Annotated in this window: 19 protein-coding genes; 13 read left to right on the forward strand and 6 right to left on the reverse strand. The window is 52.3% G+C overall.

All coding sequences use genetic code 11. The features are described from left to right. Window positions 1–40: 40 nt before the first annotated feature. Complete coding sequence (locus LX59_RS11515; RefSeq protein WP_144572018.1) at window positions 41–1,660, reverse strand: inorganic phosphate transporter; 1,620 nt, start codon at window positions 1,658–1,660, stop codon at window positions 41–43. A 287-nt stretch (window positions 1,661–1,947) separates the two neighbouring features. Here LX59_RS11515 and LX59_RS11520 point away from each other — a divergent pair, with 287 nt between their 5' ends. Further along, window positions 1,948–2,505: a hypothetical protein gene (locus LX59_RS11520; RefSeq protein WP_144572019.1), complete on the forward strand. Its 558-nt coding sequence runs from the start codon at window positions 1,948–1,950 to the stop codon at window positions 2,503–2,505. Between the two features lie 66 nt (window positions 2,506–2,571). On the opposite strand, the gene LX59_RS11525 is transcribed toward LX59_RS11520, so the two are convergent. Further along, window positions 2,572–4,209 carry an OpgD/OpgG family glucan biosynthesis protein gene (locus LX59_RS11525; protein ID WP_144572020.1) on the reverse strand — a complete coding sequence of 546 codons (1,638 nt, stop codon included), beginning with the start codon at window positions 4,207–4,209 and terminating at the stop codon, window positions 2,572–2,574. 215 nt (window positions 4,210–4,424) lie between these two features. Here LX59_RS11525 and LX59_RS11530 point away from each other — a divergent pair, with 215 nt between their 5' ends. Beyond that, window positions 4,425–5,552, forward strand: coding sequence for a PQQ-dependent sugar dehydrogenase (locus LX59_RS11530; RefSeq protein WP_144572021.1), 1,128 nt, complete (start codon window positions 4,425–4,427; stop codon window positions 5,550–5,552). Between the two features lie 64 nt (window positions 5,553–5,616). Here the strand turns inward: LX59_RS11530 and LX59_RS11535 are convergent, their stop codons facing one another. From LX59_RS11535 to LX59_RS11545, 3 genes are all read right to left on the reverse strand, one after another. Beyond that, window positions 5,617–7,161 (reverse strand): phosphoenolpyruvate carboxykinase, encoded by a 1,545-nt coding sequence (locus LX59_RS11535; RefSeq protein ID WP_144572022.1) that lies wholly within the window; start codon window positions 7,159–7,161, stop codon window positions 5,617–5,619. A gap of 165 nt (window positions 7,162–7,326) precedes the next feature. Beyond that, complete coding sequence (hslO, locus tag LX59_RS11540; RefSeq protein WP_144572023.1) at window positions 7,327–8,226, reverse strand: Hsp33 family molecular chaperone HslO; 900 nt, start codon at window positions 8,224–8,226, stop codon at window positions 7,327–7,329. Between the two features lie 105 nt (window positions 8,227–8,331). Beyond that, window positions 8,332–8,742 carry an RNA-binding S4 domain-containing protein gene (locus tag LX59_RS11545; protein WP_144572024.1) on the reverse strand — a complete coding sequence of 137 codons (411 nt, stop codon included), beginning with the start codon at window positions 8,740–8,742 and terminating at the stop codon, window positions 8,332–8,334. A 143-nt stretch (window positions 8,743–8,885) separates the two neighbouring features. Here LX59_RS11545 and LX59_RS11550 point away from each other — a divergent pair, with 143 nt between their 5' ends. From LX59_RS11550 to LX59_RS11600, 11 genes are all read left to right on the forward strand, one after another. Then, window positions 8,886–9,848: a UDP-glucose 4-epimerase family protein gene (locus LX59_RS11550; RefSeq protein WP_144572025.1), complete on the forward strand. Its 963-nt coding sequence runs from the start codon at window positions 8,886–8,888 to the stop codon at window positions 9,846–9,848. Continuing rightward, on the forward strand, window positions 9,845–10,882 hold the full coding sequence (locus tag LX59_RS11555; RefSeq protein ID WP_144572026.1) for an MraY family glycosyltransferase: 1,038 nt from the start codon (window positions 9,845–9,847) through the stop codon (window positions 10,880–10,882). Before LX59_RS11550 ends, LX59_RS11555 begins: the two co-directional genes overlap by 4 nt. Window positions 10,883–10,928: 46 nt before the next feature. Then, window positions 10,929–12,980 (forward strand): polysaccharide biosynthesis protein, encoded by a 2,052-nt coding sequence (locus tag LX59_RS11560; RefSeq protein WP_144572027.1) that lies wholly within the window; start codon window positions 10,929–10,931, stop codon window positions 12,978–12,980. 24 nt (window positions 12,981–13,004) lie between these two features. Continuing rightward, window positions 13,005–15,080, forward strand: coding sequence for an AsmA family protein (locus LX59_RS11565; RefSeq protein WP_144572028.1), 2,076 nt, complete (start codon window positions 13,005–13,007; stop codon window positions 15,078–15,080). A 17-nt stretch (window positions 15,081–15,097) separates the two neighbouring features. After that, the gene (gene mutY, locus LX59_RS11570) at window positions 15,098–16,165 is read left to right on the forward strand and encodes an A/G-specific adenine glycosylase (protein ID WP_144572029.1); all 1,068 of its coding nucleotides are present in this window, start codon (window positions 15,098–15,100) and stop codon (window positions 16,163–16,165) included. Continuing rightward, window positions 16,162–16,434: an oxidative damage protection protein gene (locus LX59_RS11575; RefSeq protein WP_144572030.1), complete on the forward strand. Its 273-nt coding sequence runs from the start codon at window positions 16,162–16,164 to the stop codon at window positions 16,432–16,434. The genes mutY and LX59_RS11575 overlap by 4 nt, the downstream gene beginning before the upstream one ends. Before the next feature lie 3 nt (window positions 16,435–16,437). Further along, window positions 16,438–17,076 carry an SCO family protein gene (locus tag LX59_RS11580; RefSeq protein ID WP_144572031.1) on the forward strand — a complete coding sequence of 213 codons (639 nt, stop codon included), beginning with the start codon at window positions 16,438–16,440 and terminating at the stop codon, window positions 17,074–17,076. Window positions 17,077–17,193: 117 nt separating this feature from the next. Beyond that, window positions 17,194–18,585, forward strand: coding sequence for an MdtA/MuxA family multidrug efflux RND transporter periplasmic adaptor subunit (locus LX59_RS11585; RefSeq protein ID WP_144572032.1), 1,392 nt, complete (start codon window positions 17,194–17,196; stop codon window positions 18,583–18,585). Further along, window positions 18,582–21,665, forward strand: coding sequence for an MdtB/MuxB family multidrug efflux RND transporter permease subunit (locus LX59_RS11590; RefSeq protein ID WP_144572033.1), 3,084 nt, complete (start codon window positions 18,582–18,584; stop codon window positions 21,663–21,665). Before LX59_RS11585 ends, LX59_RS11590 begins: the two co-directional genes overlap by 4 nt. Continuing rightward, the gene (locus LX59_RS11595; protein ID WP_144572034.1) at window positions 21,662–24,763 is read left to right on the forward strand and encodes an efflux RND transporter permease subunit; all 3,102 of its coding nucleotides are present in this window, start codon (window positions 21,662–21,664) and stop codon (window positions 24,761–24,763) included. Before LX59_RS11590 ends, LX59_RS11595 begins: the two co-directional genes overlap by 4 nt. Then, on the forward strand, window positions 24,760–26,511 hold the full coding sequence (locus tag LX59_RS11600) for an efflux transporter outer membrane subunit (RefSeq protein WP_281284846.1): 1,752 nt from the start codon (window positions 24,760–24,762) through the stop codon (window positions 26,509–26,511). Before LX59_RS11595 ends, LX59_RS11600 begins: the two co-directional genes overlap by 4 nt. 122 nt (window positions 26,512–26,633) lie before the next feature. On the opposite strand, the gene LX59_RS15745 is transcribed toward LX59_RS11600, so the two are convergent. Further along, window positions 26,634–26,846: hypothetical protein (locus tag LX59_RS15745; protein WP_211354848.1), on the reverse strand; the 213-nt coding region annotated here is incomplete at its 5' end.

Consider the following 26,846-nt stretch of genomic DNA (forward strand, 5'->3'; position numbering starts at 1 on the left):
AACAGGCACACCGAGGCGTTGGTATGCCCGTTTGTGAGGGTCAGAATAGGCTTCTAAGGGCGAGGAAAGCTCCGGCACTCAGGAGGGCCGCAGCGGGCAAGGTGATTACCCAAGCGAGGGCGATGGGTTTCATCAGATCCCAGTTGGTTTGGCGGTTCACCAAGCCAATCCCCAATACAGCCCCGATCAGAATATGGGTACTAGAAACAGGTAAACCCATCAAAGAGGCCAGCATAACCACTGAGGCAGCAGCCAATTCAGCGGTAAAGCCTGAGGCGGGGTGCATGGCGGTAAGGTTGTGGCCCACGGTTTGGATCACTTCTTTACCAATGAACCAGAGCCCTACGATCAAGGCCACGCCAAAGGTAATCATAGCGATGGGGGGAATGCCGGCTTTGGAGCCTACTTCTCCCGTACGCAACACATCCAATATCGCCGCGAAAGGCCCAATGGCGTTGGCAATGTCGTTGGAACCGTGGCTGAAGGCAAAGCCCGCTGCCGTAAACACCTGCATCCAACTGAAGATTAGAAAAGTGGATCGGCCTAGGGATTCAGTTTTCAAGGTTTTGGCGAAGATGAAAGTGGCCATCCATACCGCAGCCCCAATCATGCCCATAATCAAATAATTATGCAGTGTGCTCAGGCCCAACTCCAGATTCTTCAAGCCTTTGAACAGCAGCATGGAGGAAATAATCATGGCCCCGATGGCAGCAATCAGTGGCACCCAATTTTCCAGAGCCTTATGGGATTGGATATCACCGCGCTTTTGCTCAATATGGTGCAGATTACGGTAATAATCGGACTCCAGATCCTCAACCCGAAAATCGGGTTCACGCATGGTTTGCACATCCTGCGCCATCGCGTGGGTATAAGAAATCTTTTGAATTTCCGACAAGCGCTCAAAGGCTTCTTTATGTTGTTTCTTATAGGTTTTTTTCTCGTGACGAATATCTTTGATCTGCTGCTCGATTTCGTCGTTGTAGTGCAGCACATGCTTTTTAATTAGGTAGAAAATGCCGTAAGACACCAATCCACCCAACAGCGGCGAAATGACCCAAGAAATCGCAATTTCCGCGATTTTGTTCCACTGCACCAGCGAAAAGGCCGCCTCTTGACCATCTAGGATCACGCCTAGGGTAATGGAGCTACCCACGATGGCCCCGATGATGGAGTGGGTGGTGGAAACGGGATAGCCTTTTTTGGTGGCAAACAGCAACCAAAGCGCTGCTGCAATCAGCGCAGACATCATGATGTAGACAAAGTCCATCGGCGTGATGGCCATTTTGGACAGATCTACGATGCCTCCTCGAATGGTACTGGTTACTTCACCGCCTGCGATGACTGCACCACTGACCTCAAACACAGCGGCAATTAACAGCGCCTGTTTGATGGTCAGAGTTCCCGCACCCACGCTGGTGCCAAAGGAGTTGGCTACATCGTTACCACCGATATTGAAGGCCATAAAGACCCCAAACAGGGTGGCCAAAATCAGTAGCGTGACATGGTTGTGGTGAGTGTAATCCAAGCCCCAGTACATAAAATAGGCCGTGATGCCAATAAAACCTAAGGCAAAACACAGACTGATGGGGGAGAAAAACGAGGGTGTATCTAAAGATGGGCCAAAAGACCCTGAGTTAATGGACGGTGCCTGATTCGACATGATCCCTTCCTGTGGTGAGCACAATACAAAGTTGTGAGGAACTACAGACTCCCCATATACGAAATAGGTGGCTAACTTCCGCTGAACGAGGGAAAAATACGAAATATTTGTGACAAATTGGCTGTATCTTGCTCCAGACAATCAGCAAGACCGGATGCTTTGATGTTCTGATACAGACTGATCATCAGCTTTACATAAAGCTGACAATTTTTTATGTCTGACTCAGTACACTGCATAGCATCGAACTTTATGGGTTCGGTACATCCTCAAATAAAAGGAGTCAATCAATGCGTAAATCCCTAATCGCTCTGGCGCTTGCTGCTGCTCTGCCCACCTTGGCTTTGGCCGGTTCAGAGGGTTGCTGCTCTCAGGAAGCGGGACATGCCCCTCGGCATTACGAGCATTTTGACGGTTTGAAAAAGCTGGATTTGAGCAAAGAACAGTCCGCTGCGGTGGCTGAAATTGTGCACAAGCAAGAGAAAGCCAAGGAAAAGCTGACCAAAGAGTATCTGAAGAAGCTTTCGGACGAAGACAAAGCCGCTCTGCGTAAAGACCTCAAGGCGTTGCGTGCTGAGCGCGAGCAAGCTGTGTTGAAGGTACTGACCCCAGAACAGCAAAAAAAATATGAGGTAGCTAAAGAAAAGGCCAAGGCCCATCGTGCTGAATGGGAAGAATTCCAGAAGTGGAAGGCTGATAAAGAGGCTAAGGAAGCTAAGAAACCTGAAGCTAAAGTGGAAGAGGCCGCTAAGCCAGCAGAAGTTACTCCTGCTGCCAAGGCTGAACCGACTCCGGCTAAACCTGAGGCTGCAAAACCCGCTGAGGCTCCCGCCGAAAAGAAAGAGTGAGTTCGGTATTGTAGCGGTTCAGTTTGGCTCAGAACCCCGCATTGTGCGGGGTTCTTCGTTATCGGCTTAACCTCTCCAATCTGGATAACGGCGCTCTTGCGGTGCGGGTGGGAAATATTGGTACAACCAAGTTTCGCTGAGCACTTCCTTGGTGTCACTCCGACGCAGATAGGCGCGGATATTCACAGGCTCAATGCTGTCGCTGGTGGGGAACCAGTCGAATTGGGCTCTAAAGGCATTGGCTTCTGGATGTAGAGGCGTCATGCTGAAATCTTTGACTTCACCGTGAGTCGCCTCGGCTATGATCTCAATGGGCTCTTTCCCGGTCATGGCGATTAAGGGGCCGCCGCCAAAGTCGACGGCAAAGCGCCGCGCCCAGCGCTTGGGCCAGTGTTCTCCGGGAGCCCAGCCGGGTGTGAATCCACCCATGCCAGAGCGGGTGTCCTGTACCTGAGCAAGGCTCGGTTGAACCGGCGGTTGGGCCGCCCAGTACAGCTTGTAACCAAAATCTAACGAAGTGCCGGGCTCAATGCTTTGTTTGGGGTTCCAGAAGCAGACGATGTTGTCCATAGTCTCGCCCGTGGTGGGAATTTCCAACAGCTCAATGCTGCCTTCCCCCCATTCGGTGGTCGGTTCCACCCATAGGCTAGGGCGGCGGCTGTACCAAACTACGGTATCTTGGTAGGACTTAAAGTCATGGTCGAATTGCACCAGACCAAAGCCTTTCGGGTTGGTGTCTGCAAAGGTATTGAATTGCAGTTTTTTCGGGTTATTCAGGGGGCGGCAAATCCATTCACCGTTACCGCGCCACATGGATAAGCGATCGCTGTCGTGGACGGCATCGGTGATAAAGTCGCAGGTACGGCGCTCGTGCCCCCCACAAGCGAACATGCTGGTCATAGGCGAGATGCCAAGCTGCTTGATGGCCTTGCGAGCGTTGATTTTGGCATCAATGGCCATGACCACTTGAGTCGCTTGGCAGTCGATGTCAAAACGGAAGGCACCCGTAGCACTCGGTGAGTCCAACAGCGCGTAGAGCACAAAGCGTGTGGCCTCCTTGTCTGGGGTTTCGAACCAAAACTCGGTGAAGTCTGGGAATTCTTCCCGCGTATCGGCAAAGGTATTGATGGCGAGGCCTCGGGCTGAGAGACCGTACTGGCCCGTCTTGTCCACGGCCCGGAAATAGCTGGCTCCAAGGAAAGAAACAATATCGTATTTGTCGATATTCGGTTGTTTGAATACTTTGAGGCCTGCAAAGCCCAGATCCCCTTGAAGCTGGGATACATCTACGCCACTTTGGTTGTACTCGAACAACTCAGGGCGAAAGTGTACTTCTTGAGCGATTCGAGTCTCAGGGTCAATGCGGTGCATCCGCACCGGCTGACGAAATCCCATCCCCACATGGAAAAACTGTACATCTAACTGCCCTCCCAGTTTGTTCCATAACGAATGCTTGGGGTCGTATTGGATCGCGTTGAATTGCTGTGGGGTTAGTTCAGCCAAGGTTTGGGGTAGCACTTCGGCGGTGCTTTCATAGGCGACACTGGCCATGCGTTTGGCCCGTGCTTGCAGTTGCTGAAAATCGAACGGCTTAGCTTTGTCCTCGGTGGTAGCAGCAAAGCTGCGGCTAGCCAGTAGGCTGGCCGGTAGTCCAGTCATAGCAGCCAGTACCATGGAGGCTTTCAGAAGATTACGTCTATGCATAGGCATCCTTGGAGTGTGGAGAAATCTACACGAGGCAATGGAGAATATTTATTACCCCTAGCTTTGGGCAGAGTATCTTACCTGTAGATGGGCATTAGCACCTCGTTGTGCGATAGGTATCCAACCCAGATGCTTGAGGTGAGTGGTAACAAAAACAGTCTGCCCTCGTTTGAAGGGCTTAATGTGCTTAGCCTTTACAAGGAGAGAGAGTGGTCATGGTCTATTTTGTTCAGTATCTGCTCAGGGCTATTGCTTTGAGCCTCGCCGCCCTCAATGTTCAAGCCGCTGAAGCCTTACCTCAAACGCAGTGGCCTTTCACCGCAGAACCTCGTGCTACCTTGGAAGAGCCTTGGGCCATGACCTTTCTGCCCGATGGTAGCCTGCTGGTGACTGAAAAGCGTGGTGTACTCAAACATCTGGATCTGAAAACGGGTAAGGTCGGCTTGATCGCTGGCGTGCCGCCCGTAGCCTATGGCGGACAGGGTGGCTTGGGCGATGTGATTGTGCACCCAAATCATGCCAGCAATGGTTGGATCTATATCAGTTACGCTGAGGCTGGAGAGGCTAATACCCGAGGTGCTGTGGTGGTTCGTGCCAAGCTGTTGCTCAATGAAGATGGCAGCGGATCGCTTACCGAGTTAAGGCCAATTTGGCGGCAGATACCTAAGGTTACGGGGAGCGGCCATTACGGACATCGCTTGGCTTTTGGCCCCGATGGTCTGTTGTGGATCACCTCCAGCGAGCGACAGAAGTTCACCCCAGCACAGGATATGGGCAGCAATCTAGGCAAAATCATCCGCCTTAACGATAACGGTAGTTTGCCGAGTGATAATCCTTTTACTGATCAGGGCACTGTAGCGGCTCAAATCTGGTCGTTGGGGCATCGCAATATGTTGGGCATGGCCTTTGATAGTCAAGGCCAACTCTGGGTGCATGAGATGGGGCCAGCGGGCGGCGATGAACTGAATCTGATCAAGCGCGGTAAAAACTACGGTTATCCTGTGGTTTCCAACGGTAATCACTATGACGGCAGGCCCATCCCTGACCATGATACTCGCCCGGAATTTGAGGCACCCAAAATCACTTGGACTCCGGTGATTTCTCCCGCTGGCTTTGTCATCTATCAGGGACAGCGCTTTCCCAGTTGGAAGGGTTCCGGTTTGATTGGTGGACTGTCTTCGCAGTCGCTGGTGCGGGTAGTTTTCGACGGGGAAAACGCCCGTGAAGTCGAGCGCTACGCGATGGGGGCACGCATTCGCGAAGTGGAGCAGGGGCCTGAAGGGAGTGTATGGCTGCTCGAAGATGGCCGTGGTGGTCGCTTGTTGGAGTTACAGCCAAGGTGATCCATACATAGCAGCTATTAATAAAAAACCGGAGCTAGGCTCCGGTTTTTATGGGTGTTTCTATTTATAGCTGTGGGCCGGCATTGCGGATGGCATCAGAGACATCAAACTGCTTGAAGTTTTCCACGAACTGACGGGCTAAGGCGCAAGCTGCTTCGTCATAGGCATTTTTATCCGCCCAAGTATTGCGTGGATTAAGCAGCAGAGAGTCCACACCGGGCACTAGGGTGGGTACATCTAAGTTAATGATGGGCAGGTGCTCGGTTTCTGCGTCAACCAAGGTGCCATTTTGAATGGCGGCAATCACGGCACGGGTGCTAGGAATGCTGAAACGTTTACCCACGCCGTAACCTCCCCCTGTCCAGCCGGTGTTGACCAAATACACCTTAGAGCCAAAGGCCTTGATACGTTTGATCAGCAGCTCGGCATACTCACCGGCAGGACGCGGGAAGAAGGGAGCCCCGAAGCAGGTGGAGAAGGTGGATTTGATGCCGCTGCCTGAACCCATCTCGGTGGAGCCCACCAAAGCGGTATAGCCTGACAGGAAGTGATAGGCCGCTTGCTCGTTGTTCAGAATGGAGACTGGAGGTAACACGCCGGTCAGATCGCAGGTGAGGAAGATTACTGCATTGGGTTCACCGGCCCGATTGTCTGGAACGCGCTTGACGATCAGCTCACGCGGGTAAGCTGCGCGGCTGTTTTGGGTCAGGCTGGAGTCGGCGTAATCGGGTAGGCGGGTATTGGGGTTGAGTACGACGTTTTCCAACACCGCGCCAAACTGGATGGCCTTCCAGATAACCGGCTCGTTCTTCTCTGAAAGGTCGATGCACTTAGCGTAGCAACCCCCTTCAATGTTAAATACCGTACCTACGCCCCAGCCGTGCTCATCATCGCCAATTAAGTAGCGGTTTTCGTCAGCGGATAGGGTGGTTTTACCCGTACCGGACAAACCGAAGAACAGGGTGACATCCCCTTCTTCTCCCATATTGGCCGCGCAGTGCATAGGCAGCACGTCTACTTCGGGGAGCAGGAAGTTTTGTACCGAGAACATGGCTTTTTTCATTTCACCGGCATAGCGCATACCGGCTAGCAGCACTTTCTGTTCTTGGAAGTTGATGATGACGCAACCGTCCGAGTTAGTACCGTCCCGCTCTGGTTCGCAGGTGAAGGAGGGAACATTGAGGATGCACCACTCGCTTTTGTTGGCGGGGTTAAAGCTCTGAGGATTGATGAACAGACAGCGGCCAAACAGGTTATGCCAAGCGGTTTCGGTGGTCATTTTAACCGGCAGGTAGTGCTCTGGATCGGCACCTACATGCACATGGGATACAAAGGACTCACGTTCAGCCAGATGCGCTTCCACACGAGCCCAGAGTGCAGAAAAGCGATCAGCAGGGAAGGGGCGGTTGATTTTTCCCCAGCCAATCTTGCGTGCTGTGCTGGGTTCTTCAACGATAAAACGATCTAATGGGGAACGGCCAGTGCGTTGTCCTGTTTTAACGACCAATGAGCCATTAGCGGCCAGCTCTCCTTCACCGCGCCGAATAGCTTCCTCAATGAGCCGTGCGGGGCTGATGTCGGTATACACTGGGTAGGTAGATTGCATCATCGAAGTTTCCTGTCGGCTCTTGGCCGCCGTCTCCAGACAAATCGCAGCGGAATGCGTGATGTCGCGTCCAGCTACGTTATTAAAAGATAGCCTAATTATGCCAGAAAATTGCGTAATATTAGGACTTGCTCGGTAAATTTGTAGTCGTACTGACAACCGGCTACATCAATGGCGGGTAGGTGAAGGCTGTTGCGCCCCTCCGCCTGCAAATAGCTGAGCCACATCCGCCGCATCAAACTCATAGCTGCTGTTGCAAAATTGACAATCAATATGGATGCGCCCTGCCTGTTCCTGTAAGAGGTTATAAGCGTCTTCAAGGCCCAAGCTAGACAGGGCTTTGGCTGAGCGCTCGCGGGAGCAACTGCATTGAAAGCAGACGGCTTGAGCGGGGAAGAGGCGTATTTGCTCTTGATGATAGAGCCGGTGCAAAAGCGATTCAGGGGGGAGCTGTAACAGCTCTTCAGGGGTTAGGGTTTGTCCCAGTATGGTGACATGCTCCCAATGGGCTGCGCGCTCTTCGGGGTTGGTAATGCGTTGTGCGGGGAGTTGTTGTATCAGAAGACCTGCGGCCTGCTGTCGGTTAGCTGCCAGCCAAAAATGCGTGTTGAGCTGCTCTGAGTCAGCAAAATAGCGGCTAAGGCAGGTAGCTAGATGTTCTCCGTCTAGGGCCACAATACCCTGATAGCGCTGGCCTTTGGTGGGATCAAGGGTCATAGTCAGCCTTCCTTGGGGCATCAATTGTTGCAGGCTTGCCTCAGTTCCACACTCTGAGGCGGATGCTTGATAGCGGGCAATACCCCGTAGTTCGCGCTGGCTGGAGCATTCGGCCATCAACAGAGATATTGGGCCTTCTGAGCGGGCTTGTAAGGTTAAGAGGCCTTCAAATTTTAGGGTGCCAATCAACAGCGCCGCCGCCGCTAAAAACTCTCCCAATAGCTTGGCTACGGGCTCTGGATAAGGGTGCTGAGCTAATACATCTCTATAGGTTTGATCTAGGCCCGCCCATTCGCCACGAATATCGAAGTCTTCAAATAAAAAACGCTGCGTATGGTCAAACTGAGACATAGATTAGCCTTAGGGGAGTTAGGAAAGCAGAGGTCTATGGAGCGATAACCCAAGTTATTAGTTTAAAGTTAAAGCTACTCGGCTCCAAGGCTGGCCATTTGGCGCTTAATCCTGTGGGTGTTGGAGTCGATACAGGTCTCGGCGTTGTTTTTTGTTGGGGCGGCCTTCGGTAATCAGGCCTAGAGCCCCGGCTTTACGTTGAGCGGCGGCTTGCTCCCTGCGGACACAGCTTTCTGGGGTTTCTTGGTAGAGTTTTTGCGCTTCGGTGGCGCTGCGCCGTACATCGGAGAGTGCCCGTATGATGATTTGGCGCTCATCAAACCCTGTGCGTACCCTCAGCTCATCGCCGATTCTGGGTTCTTTAGAGGCTTTGCAGCGCTCGCCCTGATAATGCACCTTGCCCGATTCAATAGCGGTTTTGGCAAGGGCTCGGGTTTTATATAAGCGGACGGCCCATAACCATTTGTCTAGGCGTATCCGTTCTAAACTGTGGTGCGCGGTATCCTGTTTAGTCATTGGGGTCTGAGACGTTAAAGATGTGTGGGATATGGGTTGATCTTAGGCATAAAAGAAGACTGTATGGGGATATTTTCAGTCCTTTATCGCTCTTCCTTCTGTTAGGATGCCGCTCCTGTCGTCCATTAGGCGAGGCATGATGCATGCGTATTGTATTGACAGGAGCCAGCGGTTTTGTGGGGCAAGCACTGTTACAGGCTTTGGAGTCAGAGCACGAAGTGACGGCCTGTGTGCGCAATCTGACCTCTGCCCTGCGCGCTTTTGATAAGCGCTCTAGCATGGTGTTGGCCCGTATGGAGCCAGATCAGGATTGGCGAGAGATTCTAACCGGGCAACAGCTTGTAGTGCACTGTGCTGCTCGGGTGCATATGCTCAATGATCGAGTGACGGATGCCCACGCAGACTATCAGCGGATTAATGTCGAAGGAACGCTGAATTTAGCACGTCAGGCCGCACAGGCTGGGGTTAAGCGCTTTATCTTTTTGAGCTCAATTAAAGTCAATGGCGAATACAGTGAGCCGGGCCACCCTTTAGCGGCTGATGATTTGCCTGCGCCACAGGATGCCTACGGGCGCTCTAAGCTGGAAGCTGAACAACAACTCTTGGCTTTAGCCCAACAAACCGGCTTAGAGGTGGTGATTATTCGTCCGGTGTTGATTTACGGAGCGGGTGTTAAAGCAAATCTGCATCGTTTGATGCAGTGGGTTTACCGGGGCATTCCGCTGCCCTTCGCCAGCATTGAGAATCAGCGCAGTCTGTTGGCGATGGATAATTTGGTGGATCTGGTTCAGGTGTGTTTGTCCCATCCGGCAGCCGCGAATCAAATATTCTTAGCCAGTGATGGTCGGGATGTGTCCACCCCTGAGTTAGTTCAATATATGGCCCAAGCGTTGAATCGTCCGGCGCGTCTGTGGTCTATGCCTGTGTTTGTATTTAAAGCGATGGCTTGGAGCTTGGGTCGTCAGGCGTTGGCCCAGCGGCTTTGCGGGTCTTTGCAAGTAGATATCAGCAAAACCTGTTCTTTACTGAACTGGAGGCCCCGCCCAATGCCTCATCATACTTGGCAATGTATGGCTCAGACTTTTCTGGAATCCAGTAACGCATGAATGGATGGTGGTTACTCATTGCAACCTTGAGTTGTTCTTTGTTGCTGACCGGCGGTTTGCGTCACTATGCGCTCTCGGCTCAGCGTTTGATGGATGTGCCCAATGCACGCAGTGCCCATTCCACGCCTACACCTCGGGGGGGTGGTGTGGCGATTGCGGTTAGTTTCTTACTGGCCTTGTTCCCCGTGTTATATTGGGAGCCCAGCTTAGAATATTTAGTTTGGGCTCTGTTTGGTGCAGGTTTAGGTGTAGCGCTGCTGGGTTTTTTAGATGATCACGGGCATATCGCCGCTCGTTGGCGTTTATTGGGCCACTTTATTGCAGCAGGATGGGCTTTATATTGGTTGCAAGGCTTTCCTCCTTTATCTTTGGCCGGTTGGGTGGTGGATTTAGGGTGGATTGGAAACCTACTGGCAGCGGTGTATTTGGTGTGGCTGCTCAACCTGTACAACTTTATGGATGGTTTGGATGGATTAGCCAGTGTTGAGGCTATCTTTGTTTGCTTAGGCAGCGCTCTGATTTTCGTGGGTTCCAGTAATCATTGGGCCTTAGTGGTTCCTGAGCTGTTGCTGGCTTGTGCAGTGGCTGGTTTTTTATTTTGGAATGCCCCGCCTGCCCGCATTTTTATGGGTGATGCCGGCAGTGGGTTTCTGGGAATCAGCCTTGGTATTTTATCCATACAGGCCGCCAAGCAAGCTCCAGAGCTTTTATGGAGCTGGCTGATTTTATTGGGTGTTTTTATTGTCGATGCCACTTTAACCTTACTGCGGCGGCTGTTTTTAGGGGAAAAGCTGTATCAAGCCCATTGTCGCCACGCATACCAGTATGCCGCTCGTTATTACGGTGGACATTTACCCGTGACCTTAGGGGTAAGTTTGATCAACCTGTTCTGGTTGCTGCCGCTAGCCTGTGCAGTTGGTTGGGGTTATGTGGAAGGCTTGGTTGGGCTCGTTATTGCCTATATTCCCTTAATTGCACTGGCCTTGCGCTTTAGGGCTGGACTGCCAGAGCAGTCGGGTTCCAAGACAGGTTAAAATATGGTCAGGTTTTCCCGACTCTTGGAGTGCGGATCAAAAATTCATGATTAGAGAGCGTCTGCTGGGGTTACCTAGGCAACACAAGCGCCTGTTACAAGTCATCACGGATGTGTTGCTGGTGTGGTTAGCCCTGTGGCTGGCTTTTTACATCCGGTTAGGCTCGTCCGAGCAGATTGAGCCCTTGGGCGGGCATGCTTGGTTATTTGTCGCCGCTCCTGTTGTGAGCATTCCGCTGTTTATTCGTTTAGGTCTCTACCGAGCTGTATTGCGTTATTTAGGCAGTGATGCTCTGTGGGTTATCGCTAAAGCGGTGACCCTATCATCCCTATTATTAGCCTTGCTGGTGTATTGGTATCGAGATGCTCCAGCCTTAGTACCGCGCTCCATGATTTTTAATTACTGGTGGCTGAGTTTAGTGCTCATCGGCAGCCTGCGCTTACTGATGCGCCAATACTTTTTAGGGGACTGGTATAGCGTAGGTTTGAGTATTCCCTTTATCAATCGCGTGGACAGCCTACCGCGTGTAGCTATTTACGGCGCAGGATCAGCCGGGAATCAGTTGGTGGTTGCCTTGCGTATGGGGCAGTTTTTGCGCCCTATGGCTTTTATTGATGATGACGAACATCTGAGTAACCGCATGATTTCAGGTTTGCGGGTTTATCACCCTCAGCACCTCCAACAAATGCTGGAAGATACGGGTGTTACCGAAGTCTTGCTGGCCTTGCCTTCGGTGACCCATCAGCGGCGGCGACAGATTTTAGCAGCGCTGGAAGCTTATCCGGTGCGGGTGCGCTCTGTGCCTAATTTATCTGAGCTGGCCAGTGGTCGAGTGCGGCTGCAAGATTTGCAGGAGGTAGATGTCCCTGATCTCTTGGGACGAGACTCTGTAGAGCCGCGCATCGACTTATTTGAGCGCTGCATTCGTAACCGGGTGGTGATGGTTACTGGAGCAGGAGGCTCTATTGGTTCGGAGCTGTGCCGTCAAATTGCGGGACATCAACCGAAAGCGCTGATTTTGTTTGAGCACAGTGAATTCAACCTATACAGCATCCACCGAGAACTTAAGGAGTTTCTTAAGTTACAGGAGCAGCCCTGTCAGTTAGTGCCGATTTTAGGCTCGGTGCGTAATCCCGTGCGCTTGTTGGACGTGATGCGAACTTGGGGCGTGGAAACGCTATACCATGCCGCTGCTTATAAGCATGTACCTATGGTGGAGCACAACGTCAGCGAAGGGATTTTGAATAATGTCTTCGGTACGCTGTACACGGCTGAGGCAGCGATTCAAGCTAATGTCCGCCACTTTGTACTGATCTCTACGGATAAGGCCGTGCGTCCCACCAACGTCATGGGCAGCACTAAGCGCCTGTCGGAAATGGTGTTGCAGGCGCTAAGCCGCGAGTTGGCTCCTATTTTGTTGGACGATAAAGACGTTCACCAAGTGAATAAAACCCACTTTACCATCGTGCGTTTTGGCAATGTATTGGGCTCGTCAGGCTCGGTGATTCCCTTATTTCGTGAACAAATTCGTCGCGGTGGGCCTGTTACTGTGACTCACTCAGAGATCACCCGCTATTTTATGACCATTCCTGAGGCCGCTCAGTTAGTGATACAGGCGGGCGCTTTAGGGCGCGGAGGTGAGGTCTTTGTGCTCAATATGGGCGAGCCGGTGCGGATTGCGGATTTGGCAACCAAGATGATCCGTCTGTCTGGGTTTACCCTGCGTGATGAGCGCAATCCTCAGGGGGACATTGCGATTGAGTTCACCGGCTTACGTCCCGGTGAAAAGCTGTATGAAGAGCTGTTAATCGGCGACAACACAACCCCTACCGAGCATCCTATGATTTTGTGTGCCCACGAAGAGCACCTACCTTGGGAAGCCTTCCGTCAGGTTCTGCTTGAGTTGCGGCAGGCCATTAACGAAGACGATTTTGTGCGTACCCGTGCGATTTTGCAGGCCACCGTCTGCGGATACGTGCCTGAAGAGAATATCTTGGATCTAATCCATCAGCAGCGTCAACACGGTCAGCAAGCTCCTGCGGTACGTTGCGTCCCAGATGAGGCACGCTTAACACCTAAATCCTCCCTACTGGATTGAGGTTCTAATGGGGAAATTCAGAATATGAGGTTATTGGGCAAGCTGATTGGACTCCTAGCGCTGCTGTTGGTTTTAGCCTTGGTGAGTCTGGGTTTTATGCTGACCTATGTGATCAACCCCAACGACTATAAAAGCCAGATTCAATACTGGATACGGGCACAAACAGGGCTGGAGCTGAGCATTGGCGGCAATATTGGTTGGAGTTTGTTTCCTTGGCTGGGATTACAGCTAGAGGATGTACACCTCAGCCGTCCGCAGGCTCCTGAGCAACCCTTTGCCCAACTGAGACACCTGCGTTTTTCAGTGCAAGTCATGCCTCTGTTACAGCAAAGACTGCGTATGCAAGCCATTGATGTGGAGGGCTTGGCTCTTAATCTGGTTCGTGATGCTCAGGGGCAGGCCAATTGGCAGCCTGTGACCGCATCAAGGGAAGAAGAGCGGGCGGCATCAGAGTTTTCGGCTCATCCAACGCAGGATGCTGGGTTCCAAGCCTATATTTTGGATGTAGAGCGTGTGCAGATTCGGGATGCCCGTATTAGGTATCAGGATTTGGCTCAAGGGCAGCATATTGAGCTTGAAGGTATCCATCTGCTGACCGGGCCTTTACGTGAAGCCGAGGCCACGCCCATTCATCTGGAATTCCAAGGTCGTAGCCAGCAGCTGAGATTAAACGGGCATTTAGTGCTGAATGCTCAGCTTAGGGTGCAGACGGCGTTACAGCGTTACCAACTGGAAGGCGTGCAAGCACAGGGAAACCTCTTAGCGGAGGCTTGGTTCCCGCAACCTATTGATCTGAGTATGCAGGGGCTTATCTCTGCGGATTTAAAAAACCAGCAAGCGGAATGGAGCAGCTTTCGTGTAGCGCTGAATAATTTGCGCGTGTTGGGTGATCTTAAAGCCGAACATCTGGATCGAGAACCTAGGTTTTCTGGGGCTCTATCTGTGGCCCGCTTTGATTTGAACGAGTTTTTATCTAGCCTAGGTTGGACTCCCGCCCAAAGCCTTCCTCCTTCGGCACTGAGAAGTGTAGAGGCGGTGATACAGGGCAGTGCTACAGAACATCAGCTAAATTTAGAGCACATTCGCTTCCAAGTGGATGGGCAAAGCCTAGAGGCTCAGTTAGCACTTAATGGGTTGGAGGCACGGCCTAGGTTGCAACTGGATCTGCGCGGTGATGCTATTAATGGCAATCTGTATTCTCAGGTGGCTTCAGAGCCCAGTGCTACGCCCGAGGCGCTACAGGGATTAACCAGTAGTTTGGATGGCCCTGTACCTGAGTTGCCAAGTCAATCCCTCTGGCCAACCACTCGGTTGCCTTTGGAGTGGTTACGCTGGGATAGCCAAGTTAAATTGGCGTTGGCGCGTTTCACTCTGGGGGCTCAGGTATTTGACCAGCCGCGCTTAGAGGTCGAGGTTGAAGAAGGGCAACTAGCGCTAAAACAGATGCAAGCCCAGATGCAGGGTGGACAGATCCATCTGCACGGGCATGTGCAGATTCCTGCCGAAGATCAGCCCATTCTTTCTGTAAGTGGCTCTATCCAGCAAGTTCCGATTGAGTATTTACTGGGCCCGATGAAGCAAGCCGCTCCGATTTCTGGTCAGTTACAGGCCACAGGAGCATGGCAGGCACGCGGGATCAGTCTGGCCGCGTGGGCGGAGACAGTTTCAGGGTCTTTGGATTGGAGTATTACCTCTGGCCTGTTGTGGAAAGCTGGGTTAGATCAGCAACTCTGTCGCGCCATCGCCGCTGAACAACGAACGGCTTTAACTCAAGTCCTGCAACCCACCGATATCGCTTTTCGTAGCTTGAGTGGGCAGGTGCTGATGGAACAAGGTTTAGGTCGTATGCAGAACATACGTCTTGAGGCTCCTGGATTGTTAGCCACAGGGGAGGGGCGTGTGTTTATACCGACTTTGGGAGCTGATTATTATCTGACCGCCCAGTTGGAGGGCTTGAGCCGCCTGCCGGATGCCGCTTGCCAACAACAAGGATCTACAGCCTCTAAGCTCAGTTGGCCTTTGCATTGCCGTGGCCCTTTAGTGATGGGTGTGCGAGGCTGTCGTATCGAAGAGCCTCCTTTAGAGCCCCCTGCTTCCTGAATGCATCAATAGGCACTATGCGCGAAACAGATTTTAGTGAACGAGTGCTGGACTGGTTTGATCAGCATGGTCGTAAAAACCTACCTTGGCAGCAAGAGATTACCCCGTATCGGGTTTGGGTTTCTGAGATCATGCTGCAACAAACGCAAGTGGCTACCGTATTGGATTATTACCAGCGTTTTATGGCCACGCTGCCGGATTTAAAAGCCTTGGCTGAGGCTCCAGAGGATGAGGTATTACATCTGTGGACAGGCCTTGGTTATTACAGCCGTGCGCGCAATTTGCATAAGACCGCCCACATCTTAATGCAGCAATACGAGGGAAATTTTCCTGCCTCAGTGGAGCAATTAGAAGCCTTGCCCGGTATCGGTCGCTCAACCGCTGGTGCTATTGCCAGTATTGCTCTGGGGATGCGCGCTCCAATTTTAGACGGTAACGTCAAACGGGTTTTAAGCCGCCACTGGGCTGTAGAAGGCTACCCGGGAGAAAGCGCGGTTGCTCGGCAACTCTGGGATTTAGCGGAGCGGCTTACCCCCACAGAGCGGGTGAATCATTACACTCAAGCCATGATGGATCTGGGTGCTACGCTGTGTACTCGGACTAAGCCTAGTTGTTTGCTGTGCCCTGTGGTTGCTTCTTGTAAGGCCCATATTTTGGGGCGCGAGCAGGATTTCCCAACGCCCAAACCGCGGCAAACCGTACCTCAAAAGCATGTGGTCATGCCGTTGCTGGTGGATGCACAGGGCTGCATTTTGCTGTATCGCCGTCCCTCGACAGGCTTATGGGGTGGTTTATGGAGTTTGCCTGAGTTGGAGAGCCTTAGCGCCTTACCTCTGTGGGCGCAGCGTCATGGAATAACCTTAGGTTTGCAACAGCCCTTGGCAGAGATCAGCCATAGGTTTAGCCATTTTCAATTACAGATTGAGCCTTGGCTGGTTCAGGTAGAAGCGGCCGCAGTGGGCATAGCTGAGGCCGACTGGCTTTGGTATAACATAAAACAGCCCCCACGCTTGGGGCTGGCTGCTCCCGTTAAAACCTTATTAAAACGGGTCACTCACCATATCGACCAAGGAACAGCAGCATGAGCCGCACCGTATTTTGCCGTAAACATAAACAAGATTTACCTGGACTCGCTCAGCCCCCTTTTCCGGGCCCAAAAGGTCAGGATATTTATGAGCATATATCCCTACAGGCATGGGAGGAATGGCAAAAGCATCAAACCATGCTGATTAATGAGCGGCGTCTGAATTTAGTTCAGCCAGAACATCGGAAATTCCTGCAAGAGGAAATGGGGAAATTCTTTTCAGGAGAGGACTATGCGCAGGCCGAAGGCTATGTAGCCCCTAAAGATTAGGCTATGCGCATGAAAACAAAGGCTTTGGGGCTATGGGTTGCCTTATTGGTACTGATCCTTGGGGTGGGGATGAGTCTGTATCAAGTGCTAAATAGCCCTCGGCCGCCGGAATACGCGGATCAGCTCGCCGCTGGTATTGTGTTGCTACCCCAAAGGCGTGAAATCCCGAATCTATCCTTTATTACCCATCAACAGCAGCCCCTACAGACTGCTGATCTTAAAGGGCACTGGAGTCTCGTTTTTTTCGGCTACAGTTTTTGCCCGGATATTTGTCCCACGACCTTGAGCGATTTACGCCGTCTGTATCAGCAACTCCCTCAAGCAACCCGTGAGCAGTTGCGAGTTTTTCTGGTGACGGTTGATCCTCAGCGGGATACGCCGGAGCAATTGGAGGGTTACCTAAAATACTTCAGCCCAGACTTTACCGGGCTGACGGGGGATTTAGCGGATATTCAAAGGCTGTCGGCGGTCTTAGGTATTCCCTTTATTCCGGGTGATACAGGCAAACCGGGCTACACGGTAGACCACAGTGCCAATCTAGCCCTGATTGATCCTGAGGGATATGCACGGGGGTTTGTGCGGGCTCCTATACGGCTGGAGCCGTTGGTTAAGCAGCTACCGACACTGATGAGCCATCCCTAACGCACAGAATGTCAACCCGAGCGCAGAATAAGGTAAAAATGCCGTAAATCCCCTTTCCGATTGGAATGAGACTGCTTAAGGTTCAGTCCTCTCATTAGAAGACCGAATTTTATCTCCATGTCCGAATCCAAAGCTCCTTCAGCGCCGAGATCTAAGCGCTGGATACTGCTGCTCTTAATAGTGGTTGGTGCGGCTGTGCCGCTTTGGTGGTATTGGCCCGCCCTGTACCCACAGATTCAATCCTTGATGGGAGGGGCTAATCAAACAAACCCTACCGCAGGACAACCCGCACCCGGTGGGCCACCCAATGGTGGTGGGCCAAGAGCCGGTGGCCCCGGAGGGCCGGGTGGCCCGGGTGGGCGCGGTGGCTTTAATACGCCGGTTCCTGTGCGGGTAACCCCCGTTGAACAAGGCCCCTTCGAGGTGTTTTACAAAGCCTTGGGTACCGTAACACCTTTGAATGTAGTGAACGTGCGCACTCGGGTTGCTGGTGAGTTGGTCAAAATCAACTTTACCGAAGGACAAAAAGTTAAAGCAGGCGATCTATTGGCCGTGATTGATCCAAGGCCCTATCAAATTGCGCTAAAACAAGCTCAGGGCACATTGGCACAAAACCAAGCCTTACTGCGCAATGCTCAGCTTAATGTCAATCGCTACCGCAAGCTGCATGCCGAAGACAGCATTGCTAAACAAACCCTCGACACTCAAGAGGCTGAGGCTTCGCAGTATCAAGGAATGATTGCTGCCAACCAAGCAGCAGTGGATGAGGCGCGTCTAAACCTTGATTACACTCAGATCCGTGCCCCTATTGAAGGGCGTTTAGGGTTACGTCAGTTAGATATTGGCAACCTACTGTCGGCAAACGATACCACGGCTTTAGTCGTCATCACTCAAACCCAGCCCACTAACATTGAGTTTACCCTGCCCGAAGGCGACTTGATGCCGGTGATTAGCCGTTTTCGTCAAGGAGAGCGGTTGATAGTACAAGCTTGGGATCGCAGTGAGCGCATGCTGCTTGGTGAGGGCGTGTTACAGAGTTTAGATAACCAAATTGACGTTACTACCGGCACTTTGCGCCTAAAGGGCCGTTTTGCGAACGAGCAAGAGCTGTTATTACCCAACCAATTTATCAATGTGCGTTTACGAGTGGAGAAGCTGGATCAAGCGACTTTAATTCCCTCAGCCGCAATTCAATATGGCGCTCAAGGTACCTTCGTTTATGTGGTGAACGGGCGTGATGAGGTGGAACTACGAGTCTTAGAGTTGGGCGCCAGTGATGGGGCGCGCACCGTGGTTAAACAGGGTATCCAGCCGGGTGAGCGGGTGGTTGTTGAGGGCACAGAGCGTCTGAAGTTGGGCAATAAGGTTGAGGTGGTGGGGGATAGCTCAAACCCTACGGCTCCTCGTCCTGCACGGGCTAACCGTCCAGCCGGTGAGGAGGGCGCTCAGGCTAACGGGCCGCGAGTACGGCCAGAAGGCGCACCATCAGGGGAGCGCCCAGCGCGATGAACCTATCCCGAATCTTTATTCTGCGGCCTGTGGCTACCACCTTGACTATGGTGGCCATTCTGTTAGCGGGGTTAATCGCTTACCGCTTGTTGCCCGTTTCGGCCTTGCCACAGGTGGATTACCCAACTATTCGTGTGTTGACTCTGTATCCAGGTGCCAGTCCTGAAGTCATGACCAGTGCGGTCACAGCTCCTTTGGAGAAGCAATTCGGCCAGATGCCGGGCTTGCAGCAGATGTCCTCCACCAGCTCGGGCGGCGCTTCGGTGATTACTCTGCGTTTCTCCTTAGATGTGGCCTTGGATGTGGCTGAGCAGTCGGTGCAGGCGGCAATCAACGCGGCGGATAATTTATTGCCCGGCGATCTACCGGCACCGCCGGTGTATAACAAGGTCAACCCCGCTGATACGCCGGTAATGACCTTGGCCATTACTTCGCCCACTATCCCTTTGCCACGCCTGCACGATTTAGTCGATACCCGTATGGCGCAGAAATTGGCTCAGGTAACTGGGGTGGGGATGGTGAGTATTGCCGGTGGGCAACGGCCTGCCGTGCGTATCCGAGTGAATCCACAGGCACTGGCTTCCCATAACCTGAGCTTGAGTCAGGTGCGTAGCTTGATTACGGCGGCCAACGTTAACCAGCCTAAAGGCAGCTTTGATGGGCCGACCCGCGTTTCTACACTGGATGCCAACGATCAACTCAAATCGCCGGAAGAATATGCACAACTGATTCTGAGCTATCAAAATGGCGCTACCTTGCGCTTAAAGGATGTAGCCGAGATTGTTGATGGAGCGGAAAACGAGCGGCTGGCCGCTTGGGCCAATCAAACTCAAGCGGTTTTGCTGAATATTCAGCGCCAACCGGGCGCTAACGTGATTGAAGTGGTAGAGCGCATTCATAAGCTTCTACCTGAGCTATCGGCCACTTTGCCCGCGGGCTTGGATGTATCTGTTCTTACCGATCGTACACAAACCATTCGTGCGGCGGTTAAAGATGTGCAGCACGAAATGTTGTTGGCCGTGGGCTTGGTGGTTCTGGTCACCTTTATTTTCCTCAAGCGTCTATCCGCCACCCTGATTCCCAGTATTGCCGTCCCTCTGTCTTTGGTGGGAACCTTTGGGGTGATGTATCTGGCCGGTTTCTCCGTCAATAACCTGACCCTAATGGCCTTAACCATCGCTACCGGCTTTGTGGTGGACGATGCCATCGTGATGTTGGAGAACATTGCCCGCCATTTGGAGGAGGGGGAAACGCCACTGAATGCGGCGCTTAAGGGCGCTAAGCAGATCGGTTTTACTCTGCTTTCTCTGACCTTCTCCCTGATTGCAGTATTGATTCCTCTGCTGTTTATGCAGGATGTAGTGGGGCGTTTATTCCGAGAGTTCGCCATTACCCTCGCGGTTTCTATTTTGATCTCGCTGGTGGTATCCCTCAGCTTGACCCCGATGATGTGCGCCCGCTTACTCAAGCATGAGCCTTCGGATCACAATAACGATTGGGTCGCTCGGTTAATTGATGGCTATGCCCTGTGTCTACGCTGGGTGTTGCGGCATCAGGTGATTACGTTGTTGATTGCGGTGGCTACCTTAGGGCTGACCGTGATGCTGTACCTGATGGTGCCTAAAGGTTTCTTCCCGATTCAGGATACGGGGGCGATTCAGGGGATTACCGAAGCACCGCAGGATATTTCCTTTGCCGCCATGAGCGAACGTCAACAACGAGTCGCCCGTATTATTTTGGCCGACCCTGCAGTAGAAAGTCTGTCTTCTTATATTGGGGTGGATGGCGATAACGTCACCCTCAACAGTGGGCGCTTGCTGATTAACTTGCGCCCCCATGCCGAGCGAGATGTAACGGCTACCGAGGTGATTGACCGTTTGCGTCCTCAAGTGGCTGCATTACCGGGAATTGAGCTGTATTTGCAGCCGATCCAAGACCTCAGCATTGAAGATCGTATCAGCCGCACCCAGTACCAGTTCACTCTAGAGTCGCCGGACGGCCAGTTGCTGGAAGAATGGACACCCAAATTGGTAACTGCCTTACGCGCCCGGCCTGAACTGGCGGATGTGGCCAGTGACTTACAAAACCAAGGCTTGCAACTGTACCTAAACGTGGATCGAGATTTGGCCTATCGCTTAGGGATTTCCATCTCCAGCATTATGGAGGCTCTGTACGATGCCTTTGGTCAACGTCAAATCTCGACGATCTTCACTCAGTCCAGCCAATACCGCGTAGTGCTGGAAGCTAAACCCGGTACTACCCTAGGCCCAGAAGCGCTGCGGCAGATCTTTGTGGACAGCTCAGGCGGTACTCCGGTGCGCCTATCCAGTTTGGCCCGCATTGAACAGCGCCCGACCGCTTTAGTAGTAACCCACATCGGGCAATTTCCGGCGGTGACTTTCTCCTTCAACTTGGCCAATAAAGTCTCCCTCGGTGAAGCGGTTGAGGCTATTGAGCAGGTACAACACGAAATTGGCTTGCCCTTGGGGATACAGAGCCGCTTCCAAGGGGCGGCTGAAGCTTTTAGGGCATCGTTATCCAGTACCTTGCTGCTGATTTTGGCGGCAGTGATTACCATGTACATCGTGCTGGGTATCCTGTACGAAAGCTACATTCATCCCATCACCATCCTTTCGACCCTGCCCTCAGCGGCGGTGGGGGCTTTGTTGGCTCTGCTATTGACGGACAACGACCTAGGCTTGATTGCCATTATCGGCATCATCTTGCTGATCGGGATTGTGAAGAAAAACGCCATCATGATGATCGACTTTGCCTTAGAGGCCGAGCGGCATCAGGGTATGAGTCCTCAGGATGCGATTTACCAAGCCGCTCTGCTGCGTTTTCGCCCCATTTTAATGACCACTTTGGCGGCGTTGTTTGGTGCTATTCCTCTCATGCTCTCCACCGGCGCGGGTGCGGAACTGCGTCAACCCTTGGGCTTGGTATTGGTGGGAGGACTCTTAGCCAGTCAGTTGTTAACACTCTTCACCACGCCGGTGATCTATCTGTTTTTTGATCGCTTAGGACAGCGCTTTAGCCGTCCTACAGAGCTCACCACGACCGATTCGGAGCCATCATGAATCTGTCGGCCCCCTTTATTGCGCGCCCTGTAGCCACCATGTTGCTGAGCTGGGCTATTTTGCTGCTGGGTGCGGTGAGCTTTGGCTTGCTCCCTGTTTCCCCGCTACCGCGCTTAGATTTTCCCGTGATTACGGTACAGGCCAGTTTGTCCGGTGCCAGCCCAGAAGTGGTAGCCGCCACCGTGGCTACGCCTTTGGAGCGTGCATTAGGCAGTATTGCGGGCATTAATCAAATGACCAGCCGCAGTAGCTTGGGCTCAACGCGCATTACCCTGCAATTTGATATGGGGCGGGATATTAATGGCGCAGCACGAGAGGTTCAGGCTGCCATTAATGCCTCACGCAATCTGCTACCCAGCGGTATGCGTAGTATGCCGACTTACCGCAAAGTGAATCCGGCCCAAGCCCCGATCATGGTGCTGGCATTGACTTCGGATAAGTTGAGTAAGCCCCAACTGTACGATATGGCTTCCACCATTTTGGCTCAGAAACTGTCCCAAGTGCCCGGAGTGGGGGAGGTACAGGTTGGCGGTAGCTCTTTACCCGCAGTACGGGTTGAGGTGCAGCCTCAGCAGTTGGAGCATTACGGTATTTCCTTAGACAGCGTTCGCCAAACCATCACTCAGGCTAACGTGCGCCAGCCCAAGGGCATGGTTGAGACGGCCGATCAGCATTGGCAGATTGCAGCCAACGATCAACTGCATAAGGCTGAAGAGTATTTACCGCTCATCATCCGCTATCAGGACGGGGCTCATCTGCGCCTGAGCGATGTGGCTAAAGTGCAAGATTCAGTAGAGGATCGCTATAACTCTGGGTTTTTTAATAACCAAGCAGCCGTGTTGCTGATCATCAACCGTCAGGCCGATGCCAACATCATTAAGACGGTTGAGTCTATCCGTGCTGAGTTACCAGCGTTACAGGCCATCATGTCCGCAGAGGTTAAGCTGGAGGTGGCTATGGATCGCTCTCCGACGATTCGTGCCACCTTGCATGAGGCTGAACTAACGCTGCTGTTGTCCGTCAGTTTGGTCATTGGGCTGGTCTTGCTGTTTTTGGGCAGTTTGCGCAGTGCCATGATTCCCGCCTTAGCTGTGCCTATTTCCTTGATTGGTACTTTTGCGGTGATGTATCTGTGCGGGTTCTCCCTCAATACACTGTCGTTAATGGCACTTATCTTGGCTGCCGGTTTAGTGGTGGATGATGCCATTGTGGTACTGGAGAACATCGCGCGTCATGTGGACGATGGCATGCCACCGTTACAGGCGGCTTATCTAGGCAGCCGAGAGGTAGGTTTTACACTGCTGTCGATGAACGTCTCTTTAGTGGCGGTGTTTGTCTCTATCCTATTTATGGGCGGTTTGGTGGAGCGGCTGTTTTATGAGTTTTCCATCACCCTCGCCGCCGCTATTTTGGTATCGCTATTTATCTCCCTGACGCTGACTCCCATGCTTTGCGCGCGCTGGCTAAAGCCGCATCAGGTGGTGGATACCCCGCTTCAGCGCTGGAGCCATATCGCACACCAATGGATGCTGCGTTATTACGACCGGAGTTTAGGTTGGGTATTGCGGCATCGTTTGCTGACCTTGTTCAGTTTGTTAGCCACCATTGCCTTGAACGTAGTGCTCTACATTCAAGTACCAAAGATTTTTCTGCCACAACAAGACACTGGGCAGATTTCCGGGTTTATTCGTGGCGATAACGGCCTGTCCTTTCAGGTGATGCAGCCTAAAATTGAAGCCTTCCGCAAGGCACTGCTGAGCGATCCTGCGATAGAAAGCGCTGCTGGACATATTGGTGGTTCAGGCGGGGTGAATAACGCCTTTGTCATCATCCGTCTCAAGCCTCTGTCTGAGCGTAAGCTGTCTGCACAGCAGGTCGTTGAGCGGATGCGCCAGAACCAACCTTTGGTTCCCGGAGGGCGCATGTTCATGATGCCGGATCAGGATTTGAACTTAGGCGGTGGACGGCAAAGCAGCTCCAGTTATGCTTATCGGCTGTTAGCGGCTGATCTTTCTGAACTACAGGCTTGGTTGCCTAAAGTGGTGAGCGCCCTTAAAGCACTCCCTGAGCTGACCAGTATTGATGCTAAAGAAGGGGAGGGAGCGCAGCAGATTCGTTTGGTGATTGATCGCGATACGGCCCAGCGTTTAGGGCTGGACATGCAAACCATCACAGGTCTGCTGAACAATGCCTTTAGTCAGCGCCAAATTTCCACGATTTACGAAAGCCTAAACCAGTACAAAGTGGTTATGGAGGTTGACCCTCTCTACGCTCAGTACACCAATGTCTTGGATCGTATTCGGGTCATCGGCGCAGATGGCCAGATTGTGCCTTTGTCGTCCTTTGCGCGCTATGAATACAGCTTGGAAGAAGACCGCGTAAATCACGATGGCCAATTTGCCGTAGAGAACATCGACTTTGACTTAGCTCCCGGAGTGAGTCTGGATCAAGCATTACTTGCCATTGATCGGGCTATGGCTGCTGTGGGATTGCCTACCGAGGTTCAAGGCCGTTTAGGTGGAACGGGACAAGCCTTCGCATCCGTTCAGCAGGGGCAGCCTTTAATGATTTTGGCTGCCCTAGTCGTGGTCTACATCGTGCTGGGTATTCTCTACGAAAGTTACATCCATCCCCTGACGATTTTATCGACACTCCCTTCGGCGGGCGTGGGTGCCTTACTAGCCATACAGATTACGGGCAGTCAATTCAGCCTGATTTCTCTACTCGGCTTGTTCTTACTGATTGGCGTTGTGAAGAAAAACGCCATTTTGATGATTGATTTAGCGCTTCAGTTTGAGCGCAACGAAGGACTATCCCCCACAGAATCCATTCGTCGTTCCTGTTTATTGCGTTTTCGGCCCATCCTCATGACCACCTTAGCAGCCATTTTGGGGGCTATTCCCCTGCTGTTAGGGGGGGCGGAGGGTTCGGAAATGCGTCAGCCCCTAGGTTTAGCCATTATTGGGGGCTTGATGTTGAGCCAAATTCTCACCCTATACACTACCCCTGTCGTCTATTTGTACCTCGATCAGTTAAGGCATCGCTTTAACCGTTGGCGTGGCGTACGCACAGATGCTGCTTTGGAACATCCATTATGAGGACGCGACCCCCCTTTATTCCCAAGTACTTGGTTTTAGTCATGACGCTTGGGTTACTTAGCGCCTGTACTTTAGGGCCGGACTATAAGCGCCCTGATATTCCAGAGCCGACAGAATATCGAGAGTCCAAAGGCTGGAAGCTCGCAAGGCCAGCGGACGTATTACACAAAGATACTTGGTGGGAGCTGTACGAAGATCCGATCCTCAATCAGTTGGTGAGACGGTTGAATGACTCCAATCAAACGGTAGCAGTTGCCGAAGCTCAGTACCGTCAAGCTCACGCTTTGGTACAGGCGGCGTGGGCGCAGCGTATGCCCTCAGTCACCAGTAGCAGTACCTTTACCCGCTCGGTGAGTAGCTCCGGTGGAACCAGTGGTGGCTCTAGCTCCAGAGGAGGGAGTACCAGTGGCGGTGGTTATGATTGCGATGGTGATGGCGATTATGACGAAGACGACGAATACTGCCAGCAGGAAACAGGTAATACGGGCACAGGTACAACAGGTACAGGCAGTAACAGCAGCAGTGGAAGTAGTAGCAGTGGAAGCAGTAGCAGTAGTAGCAGCACCAAGAGCCCCGTGCGGGAACGCTATGACGTTGGCTTAAGCGTCTCTTGGAGTGCGGACTTATGGGGCAATCTGCGTCGTAATCAAGAGTCGCAACAGGCACTGAAGGAAGCTAACGCCGCTAACTTAGCGGCCATTCGCTTGGCGCAACAAGCCTCGTTGGTTCAGGCTTATTTGCAACTGCGGGTTTTGGACGCGCAACAACGCTTGCTTGATCGTACTGTAGAAGCCTATAGCCGTTCGCTACGGCTTACCAAGAATCAGTACGAAGCCGGCATGGTCGCCAAGCTTGATACGACCCAAGCCGAGTCTCAGCTTAAAACTACAGAAGCTCAGGCCATCGACTTAAAATGGCAACGTGCTCAATATGAACATGCCATCGCCGTGTTAGTAGGGGTTGCGCCTTCGGAGCTGTCTATTGATGCAGTAGAAACCACACCTATTGTGCCTGATATCCCCGTGGGTGTTCCATCACGTCTACTGGAGCGCCGTCCCGATGTGGCTGCGGCTGAGCGCAATGTCATCTCTGCTAATGCATCCATTGGGGTGGCGGAAACCGCTTGGTTCCCGGATTTAACTATCTCTGCTAACGGCGGTTTTTCCAGAACGGACTCCACCGCTGACTTGTTCAGTGTGCCTTACCGTTACTGGTCGATTGGGCCGCGTTTGGATCAAACCTTATTGGACTTTGGGGCGCGCCGCTCACAGCTAAGACAAGCCGAGGCTACCTACGACCAGCAGGTTGCCAACTATCGGCAAACTGTACTGACCAGTTTGCAAGAAGTGGAAGATTATCTGATTCAGTTGCAAGTATTAGAGCGGGAAATGGAGCTACAAGAGCTGGCAACCATTGCGGCTAAAGAATCCTTACGCCTGATGGAAAACCAATACAAAGCGGGCATGATTGACTACTTAAGTGTAGTCAACCTGCAAACCTCAGCGCTCACCAGTGAGCGCTCGGTGTTATCGCAGTTGAACAACCGTCTGGTTGCCAGTGTGCAATTAATCGCTGCCTTAGGCGGCGGATGGAATGGCGAACCCTATCCAGACCTAAGTCCGGAAGAGCTGATTGCTCAGGCACAAGAAGCTGAAAAACAGCGCCAAGCCGAAGAAAATGCCAGCCTCATGGATAAAATGAAAAATAATGTAGAAAAAAGCTTGACCTGGCTGAAAGAGTATCTATAATGCGCCCCACTTCTACTGCAGAACGCAGCGAAAAGACGAAGTAAATCAAAGAGTTACCGGTTAAGCTGTTTCAGTAGCTGGTTTTTAAGTCCGATCCTGCTAAGTCGTAGAACTGCTTAAGTTTAGATTGTAGTTGCTACTCTGGTCATTTCAGTCAGTTTAGCGTAACCTGAACTTAACGCTGTTGTGGTACCCGCCCCAAGCGCGGTTTGAATCGAAGAAAAAAGATTCGAAAAAAGCTTGACAGGATGTGAGGCTGCTGTAGAATGCGCGGCCTCGGTTGAGACGAAAGGCTCAGCCAAACGCTCTTTAACAACTAAACCAAGCAATTCGTG

It is taken from the genome of Azomonas agilis (assembly GCF_007830255.1).
GTDB classification, from domain to species: Bacteria; Pseudomonadota; Gammaproteobacteria; order Pseudomonadales; family Pseudomonadaceae; genus Azomonas; species Azomonas agilis.

Excerpts from the sequence above, each read along its gene's own strand:
- LX59_RS11550 (WP_144572025.1), top strand. The coding sequence starts at position 8,886 with ATGCGTATTGTATTGACAGGAGCCAGCGGTTTTGTGGGGCAAGCACTG.
- LX59_RS11525 (WP_144572020.1), bottom strand. The coding sequence starts at position 4,209 with ATGCATAGACGTAATCTTCTGAAAGCCTCCATGGTACTGGCTGCTATG.
- LX59_RS11545 (WP_144572024.1), bottom strand. The coding sequence starts at position 8,742 with ATGACTAAACAGGATACCGCGCACCACAGTTTAGAACGGATACGCCTA.
- LX59_RS11575 (WP_144572030.1), top strand. The coding sequence starts at position 16,162 with ATGAGCCGCACCGTATTTTGCCGTAAACATAAACAAGATTTACCTGGA.
- LX59_RS11560 (WP_144572027.1), top strand. The coding sequence starts at position 10,929 with ATGATTAGAGAGCGTCTGCTGGGGTTACCTAGGCAACACAAGCGCCTG.
- LX59_RS11565 (WP_144572028.1), top strand. The coding sequence starts at position 13,005 with ATGAGGTTATTGGGCAAGCTGATTGGACTCCTAGCGCTGCTGTTGGTT.
- LX59_RS11530 (WP_144572021.1), top strand. The coding sequence starts at position 4,425 with ATGGTCTATTTTGTTCAGTATCTGCTCAGGGCTATTGCTTTGAGCCTC.
- LX59_RS11600 (WP_281284846.1), top strand. The coding sequence starts at position 24,760 with ATGAGGACGCGACCCCCCTTTATTCCCAAGTACTTGGTTTTAGTCATG.
- LX59_RS11595 (WP_144572034.1), top strand. The coding sequence starts at position 21,662 with ATGAATCTGTCGGCCCCCTTTATTGCGCGCCCTGTAGCCACCATGTTG.
- mutY (WP_144572029.1), top strand. The coding sequence starts at position 15,098 with ATGCGCGAAACAGATTTTAGTGAACGAGTGCTGGACTGGTTTGATCAG.
- LX59_RS11585 (WP_144572032.1), top strand. The coding sequence starts at position 17,194 with ATGTCCGAATCCAAAGCTCCTTCAGCGCCGAGATCTAAGCGCTGGATA.
- hslO (WP_144572023.1), bottom strand. The coding sequence starts at position 8,226 with ATGTCTCAGTTTGACCATACGCAGCGTTTTTTATTTGAAGACTTCGAT.
- LX59_RS11520 (WP_144572019.1), top strand. The coding sequence starts at position 1,948 with ATGCGTAAATCCCTAATCGCTCTGGCGCTTGCTGCTGCTCTGCCCACC.
- LX59_RS11555 (WP_144572026.1), top strand. The coding sequence starts at position 9,845 with ATGAATGGATGGTGGTTACTCATTGCAACCTTGAGTTGTTCTTTGTTG.
- LX59_RS11580 (WP_144572031.1), top strand. The coding sequence starts at position 16,438 with ATGCGCATGAAAACAAAGGCTTTGGGGCTATGGGTTGCCTTATTGGTA.
- LX59_RS11515 (WP_144572018.1), bottom strand. The coding sequence starts at position 1,660 with ATGTCGAATCAGGCACCGTCCATTAACTCAGGGTCTTTTGGCCCATCT.
- LX59_RS11590 (WP_144572033.1), top strand. The coding sequence starts at position 18,582 with ATGAACCTATCCCGAATCTTTATTCTGCGGCCTGTGGCTACCACCTTG.
- LX59_RS11535 (WP_144572022.1), bottom strand. The coding sequence starts at position 7,161 with ATGATGCAATCTACCTACCCAGTGTATACCGACATCAGCCCCGCACGG.